Source organism: Methylobacterium sp. (assembly GCF_019750675.1).
Classification (GTDB): Bacteria; Pseudomonadota; Alphaproteobacteria; order Rhizobiales; family Beijerinckiaceae; genus Methylobacterium.
On the sequence record NZ_JAIEOF010000161.1, the window covers coordinates 1 to 6,804 of the forward strand.

Sequence of the window (6,804 nt, forward strand, 5' to 3'; positions counted from 1 at the left end):
ACCGCGATGCAGTTGATGGAGAGCAGCAGGGCGGATTTCACCGCCTCGCGCTGGTCCTCGTCCTGCTCGGAGCGGAAGCGGCGCAGCAGCTCCACCTGCTCGCGGCTGACCTGGTTGATGGTCGGCAGCCGCCCGTTCAGGCGGTCGCGGAACAGGGGGAAGCGCTCGGCGAGTTCGCGGCCGCCGCTGACCCGCAGGGCCATCTCGCGGGTCAGCGCGTATTCGGCCTCGATCAGCGGGAAGATGCTGTTGCGGGCGCCCTCGTCGGGCACGAGGCTCGCGTAATCGCGGGCGATCTCGAGATCGACCATGAGCAGCGTCTTCTCGACCTCGTCGAGGATGAGGCGGAAGGGCTTCGATTCGGCGAACAGCCGTTTCAACTGCGCCTCGCCCTGCGCGCCGCGCACGTCGAGGAAGCTCGCGAGACCCGAGCCGACCCCGTACCAGCCCGTGATGACGTGCCGGTTCTGCGACCAGGCGAACACCCAGGGAATCGCCCGGAGGTCGGAGAGCGAGCGGGCACCGAAGCGGCGGGCCGGGCGCGAGCCGATGTTGAGGAGCGCGATCTCGTCCAGCGGACTCGCCGAGCCGAAATAGGTCACGAGATCGGGGTGTTGGATCAGGTTGACGTAGGCCGCCCGCGAGGCCCCGCTGAGCGCCTCCAGGCAATCGTCGAACTCGCTGCGGGGGGTGCCGGCGGCCTCGCGCTCCGACTTCAGGGCGTGCTGGAACACGGACGAGGCCAGGAGCTCCATCTGGTAGGCGGCGGTGCCCCGGTTGGCGTACTTGAACGAGACGACCTCGCCCTGCTCCGTGGTACGGAAGCGGCCGTTGATCGAGCCCGGCGGCTGGGCCGCGATGGCCCGCGCCGTGGGGGCGCCGCCACGGCTCACCGAGCCGCCGCGGCCGTGGAAGAACGCGATCGGCACCCCGGCGGCCTTGCCGAGCTGGGTCAGCTTGTCCTGGGCCTTGTAGAGTTCCCAGTTCGAGGCGACGAAGCCGCCGTCCTTGTTCGAATCCGAGTAGCCGATCATGACCTCTTGGACACCGCCCTGCCAGCGGGTGGAGCGGCGCACCACCGGGATCGAGAACAACTCCTTCATGATGGCGGGGGCGGCGCGCAGGTCGTCGATGGTCTCGAACAGCGGCACGATGGGAAGGCAGCAGATCTCGGTGCCGGTGGCATCGAGGAAGTTGCCGGCCTCCTTGGCCAGCAGGTAGGCGCCCAGGATGTCCTGCACCGAGCGGGTCATCGACAGGATGAAGGCGCCGAAGGCCTCGCGGTCGAGCTGTTCCCGCATCTCGCCCACGAGGGCGAAGGTCTCCAGGGTCTCGCGGGCATCGTCGGGCAGGTTCTCGAAGCTGCGCTCGCCCTGGCGGGGCTTGGCCAGCTCGGCGAGCAGCCAGGCCTTCCACTCGGGGGCGTCGACGTCCGGCGGCGTCCGGTTCTGGCCGTTGGCCTCCTGCCAGAGGGCCTGCAGGGTCTTGGTGGTGCGGGTCGTGTTCTCGCGAAGATCCAGCCGGACCGTCGAGAAGCGGAAGATCTCCACCATGCGCCGCACCGGCCGCACGAGGTCGACGGCCAGCGACGGGCACTTGGCGTCGGCCAGGCCCTGCTCCAGGGTGCGCAGATCGTTGATCAGGCCGTCGGCGCTCGGATAGTCCGGCCCCGTCGAGCGCTGGCCCTTGTTGCGCAGGATGGTGGCTTCGAGCTTGCGCAGGACGCAGGTGAGGAACTGGCGATAGGCCTCGCCGGGATTGCGGCTGGCGATGGCGCGGGCGTCGCCGCTCTCGGCGAGCATCTGCGCCAGCGCGGCCTTGAAGGTCTCCGGCACCGGCAGCGAGCGCTCGGTCAGCGAAAGCGTGCGGCCGAGCGCCGTGACGCCGTCGCGGTAGCGCCGGAGGGAGGCGAGCGCATTGCGCTGCAGGGTGGCGCGGGTCACGGAGGAGGTGACGTAGGGGTTGCCGTCGCGGTCGCCGCCGATCCACGAGCCGAACTGGAAGAACGGCGGCACCTCGAACTTCTCGTCCGGGTAATACTGCGCCAGGCTCTCCTCCAGGGAGTAGAGCACCTCGGGCAGCATCTCGAACAGGGTCTCGTCGAAGAAGTGCAGGCCCCAGGCGACCTCGCGCTCGACGGTGGCCTTCTCGAGATGGAGTTCGCCGGTCATCCAGACGAGCTCGATCTGGTCGCGCAGCTCGTTCATCAGGCCGTTGCGCTCGCGCTCGGTCCAGCGCGGCAGTTCGAGTTCGCGCAGCACCAGATAGATGCGGCGGAACTTCTCCAGCACGGTGACGCGCTTGCCCTCGGTGGGGTGCGCGGTGATCGTCGGCCGGATGCGCAGGTCCTTGAGGAGCGCGTGGATCTCCGGGGCCTTGATGCCGCTCGCGACCGCCTCGGACAGGACGGCGCTGAAGCTGCCGCCCAAGGCCTCGCGGCCCTTGGTGCGCTCGACCTGACGGCGCCGGCGCATGGCCGCGTTCTGCTCGGCGATAGAGAGCAGCTGAAACCAGATGCCCTGCACCTGGAGGGCGCGCGCGAGGAGTTCGGGCGAGAATTCGGAGATGTTGGCGCGCCCGTGCAGCACGTCCTCGAGTTCGGGCTCGTGCCGGCGCGCCACGGCGAGCAGGGCGTGGAACAGGATGTCGAGGGCTTCCTTCGACGAAGTGCCCGTGATCACGGGCGGCGCGAAGGTGTGGTCGACGGCTCCGACCGGGGCGTGAAGGGTATCCGTCATGGGGCCACCTTGAGGAAAGTTCTTCGCCGACTGACCGCGACGGAAGCGGGCAACGGTCCGTGTGAAGCGGCCACCGCCAGCATGCGATCGGCGGCCGGAACGATCAAGCGCCGGGGCTCGGGGGGCGACGCGCGAGGGCCTGACCTCCACGCATGGGGACGTCCCCCGCCGTCTCGCCTGAGACCACCCTCCCCCATGTGACGGGGGAGGGTCGACGATCTCAGGCCGCCAGCTTGCGCATGACCTGCGCCACCGTCGTGCCGAACTCGCCGGGGCTCGGGGCCACGGTCAGGCCGTAGGAGCGCATGATCTCAGCCTTCTCGGCGGCCGAGTCGCCGGTGGCCGAGATGATCGCACCGGCATGGCCCATGCGGCGCCCCTTCGGGGCGGTGAGGCCGGCGACGAAGCCGACCACGGGCTTCGTCATGTGCTCCTTGATCCAGGCGGAGGCTTCCGCTTCCTGGGGGCCGCCGATCTCGCCGATCATCAGCACGGCCTTGGTGTCCGGGTCCTGCTCGAACAGGGCGAGATGGTCGAGGAAGGAGGAGCCGTTGATCGGGTCGCCGCCAATGCCCACCGAGGTGGTGATGCCGATGCCTTCGGCCTTCATCTGCGCGGCGGCCTCGTAGCCCAGCGTGCCCGAGCGCGAGATCACGCCGACATTGCCCTGCAGGTAGATGTGCCCCGGCATGATGCCGAGCATCGACTTGCCGGGCGAGATGATGCCGGCGCAGTTCGGGCCCACCACCATGGTGCGGCGCTCCTTGGGATAGCGGCGCAGGTAGCGCTTCACCCGCATCATGTCCTGGGCCGGGATGCCGTCGGTGATCGAGCAGATCAGGCTGAGTCCCGCATCGGCCCCCTCCATGATCGCGTCGGCCGCGAAGGGCGGGGCCACGAAGGTGATGGAGGTGGTCGCACCCGTGGCCTCCACGGCCTCCTTGACGGTGTTGAACACCGGCACGCCGAGATGCGTCTTGCCACCCTTGCCCGGGGTGACGCCGGCCACGACGTTGGAGCCGTACGCCATCATTTCCTGGGCGTGGAAGGTGCCCTTGTCGCCCGTGATGCCCTGGATCAGGATCGGGGTCTTCTCGTCGATCAGGATGCTCATCGCGTGTCCTCCCCGGTTCAGCGGTTGCGCGCGTCGGTCTTGTTCTTGGCGTCGTCGCAGGCCTTCACGGCCTTGGCGGCGGCATCCGACAGGCTGTCGGCGGTGATGAGGTCGAGGCCGCTCTCGGCCAGGATCTTCTGGCCCGCCTCGACATTCGTGCCGGCGAGCCGGACGATGAGCGGCACGTCGATCTTCACCTCGCGCGCCGCCTGGATCACGCCCTGCGCGACCCAGTCGCAGCGGTTGATGCCTGCGAAGATGTTGACGAGGATCGCCTTGACGTTGCGGTCCGAGAGCACGAGCCGGAAGGCCGTGGCCACCCGGTCCGGCGAGGCGCCGCCGCCCACATCGAGGAAGTTGGCGGGCTCGCCGCCGGCGTGCTTGATCATGTCCATGGTGGCCATGGCCAGGCCGGCGCCGTTGACGATGCAGCCGATCTCGCCCTCGAGGCCGATATAGGAGAGGTTGTGCTCGGCGGCCTGGGCCTCGCGCGGGTCGCCCTGCGAGGGGTCGTGCATGTCGGCGATGTTGCGGCGCCGGAACATGGCGTTGTCGTCGAAGGACATCTTGGCGTCGAGGGCCAGCACCCGGTCGTCCTTGGTGACGACGAGGGGGTTGATCTCCAGCATGGTGCCGTCGCAATCGCGGAACGCCCGGTAGGCGTTCATGATCGTCTTCACGGCGGCCGAGACCTGCTTGATGTTCAGGCCGAGCTGGAAGGCGATCTCGCGGGCCTGGAACTGCTGCAGGCCCACCGCCGGCTCGACCACCACCTGGATCAAGGCCTCGGGCTCGTTGGCGGCGATCTCCTCGATGTCCATGCCGCCGCGCTGGGAGGCGATGACGCGGACCCGCTCGGCCTTCCGGTCGAGGACGTAGCCGAGGTAGAGTTCGCGCTCGAACGGGTCGGCGGTCTCGACGTAGATGCGCTGGACGGGCTTACCCTCGGGACCGGTCTGGACCGTCACCAGGCGCTTGCCGAGGAGGTCCTTGGCGGCGTCGCGGACCTCGTTGTAGGTCCGGCAGAGCTTGATCCCGCCGGCCTTGCCGCGGGCGCCCGCGTGGATCTGGGCTTTCACCGCCCAGAACGAGCCACCGAGCTCGGTGGCGGCGTAGACCGCCTGATCGGCACTGAAGGCGACGGCGCCCTTCGGAACGGCGACACCGAAACCGGCAAGCAGCTCCTTGGCCTGGTACTCGTGCACGTCCATGCGCGTTCTCCTCGACGTTTCTTTCCTTGACGGGACTCTCTCGTAAATTTCACTTCACGGAAAGTCCCTGAGCATTTATATTTTTTTACATTGTGTTTCACTCTGCCTTGAAGGCGGTGAAACTGTATTCAATTTGCACAAGAGCTGCCCCGATGGCGTCGGAAGCAGCTCTTGGTATATCAAATCACGAGATGCGATCTCGCGTAACGTCGTCTTCGGGGCGAAGGCTCAGTTCACCTTGGCCTTGACGACCTCGTAGACGGACTCGTTGAGCGGTCCGGCCGAGCCCAGCAGGGTCTCGAGTTCGTTCAGGCGCGCCTCCGCGAAGGCCCGGTCGTCGAGGCCCTTGGCGTTGACGTAGACGTTCAGGGCCGCGCTGCGCAGGCCCGCATGGGCGGAGAGCACCGCCACGCCGGCATCCGAGATGACGTTGAGGTTGCCCTTGTCGGCGACGGTCTGGGCGAGATCGATGACCTTGCGGCAGGCCCGGCAACAGGCGAGCGGCACGTCGGTGGCGACCTTGAGGGCCGCCTGGATCGTCTCGGCCCGCACGGCCTTCTCGTCGTCCGTGCCCTTGGGCAGCCCGTAGGCCCCCATCACGGCGTCGAATGCCTCGACATCGTCGGCGATCATGCCGGTGAGTTCGGCACGCAGGGCCTCGGACTGCCCGAGGATCTCCTTCAGCTCCGCCTCGACCTCGACGTACTTCTTCTTCCCGATGGTGAGGTTGCACACCATGCTGAGGAGGGCGGCGCCCATGGCGCCCGAGATGGCGGCAGCCCCTCCCCCGCCGGGGGTGGGGGCCGAGCTCGCCAGACCGTCGAGGAAGGTCTGGATGGTCTCGTTCGCGGCGTTCTCTTTCGCAGCCATGGCGGTCAGGCCATCTTCTTGGCGAGGGCGTAGATGTTCTCCGCGTCCAGTACCTGCTCGGTGTTGTCGAAGAGCTGGCCCACGCAGGCCCGGTGCAGCTTGAGCTTCAGGCCGCCGATGCCAAGGGCGCCGAAGACCTTCTTGCCGTGCCGGTCCTTGCCCTTGTCCATGGCCTCGATGCCGCCGAAACCGAGCGGCGGCTGGGCGTTGTAGTCAGCCACGAACTCGATGCTGGCCTCGTCCTTCCAGGCGTCCTCGGGCAGCAGTTCGAGGCCGATGGCGCCGGCCGAGAACACGATGTTCTGGCCCTTGACGATCGCCGCGCGGGAGGCGGCGTCGGGCGTCTCGGCGGCCTTGATGCTCACCTTGAAGCGCTTGTTGATCTGGTCCGCCGCAGCCTGCGCCTTGTCGAGGGAGCGCCCGCAGAGCGTCACCTCGGCGCCTTCCTGCGCGAGGAGTGCCGCCGAGCGCATGCCGACCGGGCCGGTGCCGGCCAGGACCACGGCCTTCTTGCCGGTCAGCGACCCGGCCGCCTTCTGAACCAGGGCGACGCCGGCGGCGGCGGTGGTGTTCGAGCCGTTCGAATCGAGCATGATCGAGACGCGGAACGGGCCGAAGAAGCGCTTCTTGACCGCCTCGAACACCGCCTCGCCGGCCGCCATGCTGCCGCCGCCCACGAAGATCGCCGTGGACTTCTTCTCGGAGCCGCCGCGGGTGTAGATCGTGCCGTCGACCAGGGCCCCGACATTGTCCGGGGTGACGTTGCCGTAGCCGGTGATGTGGTCCGCGCCGCCATCGTAGCCCACGACCACGTCGAACACGCTCGGCACGGTGTCGGTGTCGAATTGGAACAGCAGTTTTTTCATTGTTA

5 protein-coding genes are annotated in these 6,804 nt (G+C 68.1%); all 5 read right to left on the bottom strand.

All coding sequences use genetic code 11. From position 1 onward, the window contains the following. The coding region (locus tag K2X24_RS08525; protein ID WP_292496764.1) for a phosphoenolpyruvate carboxylase at positions 1-2,738 on the bottom strand (2,738 nt) is incomplete at its 3' end. A gap of 220 nt (positions 2,739-2,958) precedes the next feature. Continuing rightward, entirely contained in the window at positions 2,959-3,852 is an 894-nt protein-coding gene (gene sucD, locus K2X24_RS08530; RefSeq protein WP_292496766.1) for a succinate--CoA ligase subunit alpha, read from the bottom strand. Positions 3,853-3,869: 17 nt separating this feature from the next. After that, positions 3,870-5,063 carry a malate--CoA ligase subunit beta gene (locus K2X24_RS08535; protein ID WP_292496769.1) on the bottom strand — a complete coding sequence of 398 codons (1,194 nt, stop codon included), beginning with the start codon at positions 5,061-5,063 and terminating at the stop codon, positions 3,870-3,872. A 228-nt stretch (positions 5,064-5,291) separates the two neighbouring features. Then, positions 5,292-5,933 carry a methenyltetrahydrofolate cyclohydrolase gene (gene fchA, locus K2X24_RS08540; RefSeq protein WP_292496771.1) on the bottom strand — a complete coding sequence of 214 codons (642 nt, stop codon included), beginning with the start codon at positions 5,931-5,933 and terminating at the stop codon, positions 5,292-5,294. 5 nt (positions 5,934-5,938) lie between these two features. Then, complete coding sequence (locus K2X24_RS08545; RefSeq protein WP_243911305.1) at positions 5,939-6,799, bottom strand: NADP-dependent methylenetetrahydromethanopterin/methylenetetrahydrofolate dehydrogenase; 861 nt, start codon at positions 6,797-6,799, stop codon at positions 5,939-5,941. Positions 6,800-6,804 lie beyond the last annotated feature (5 nt).

Coding starts and splice junctions, on each gene's coding strand:
- K2X24_RS08535 (WP_292496769.1), bottom strand. CDS start 5,063: ATGGACGTGCACGAGTACCAGGCCAAGGAGCTGCTTGCCGGTTTCGGT.
- sucD (WP_292496766.1), bottom strand. CDS start 3,852: ATGAGCATCCTGATCGACGAGAAGACCCCGATCCTGATCCAGGGCATC.
- K2X24_RS08545 (WP_243911305.1), bottom strand. CDS start 6,799: ATGAAAAAACTGCTGTTCCAATTCGACACCGACACCGTGCCGAGCGTG.
- fchA (WP_292496771.1), bottom strand. CDS start 5,933: ATGGCTGCGAAAGAGAACGCCGCGAACGAGACCATCCAGACCTTCCTC.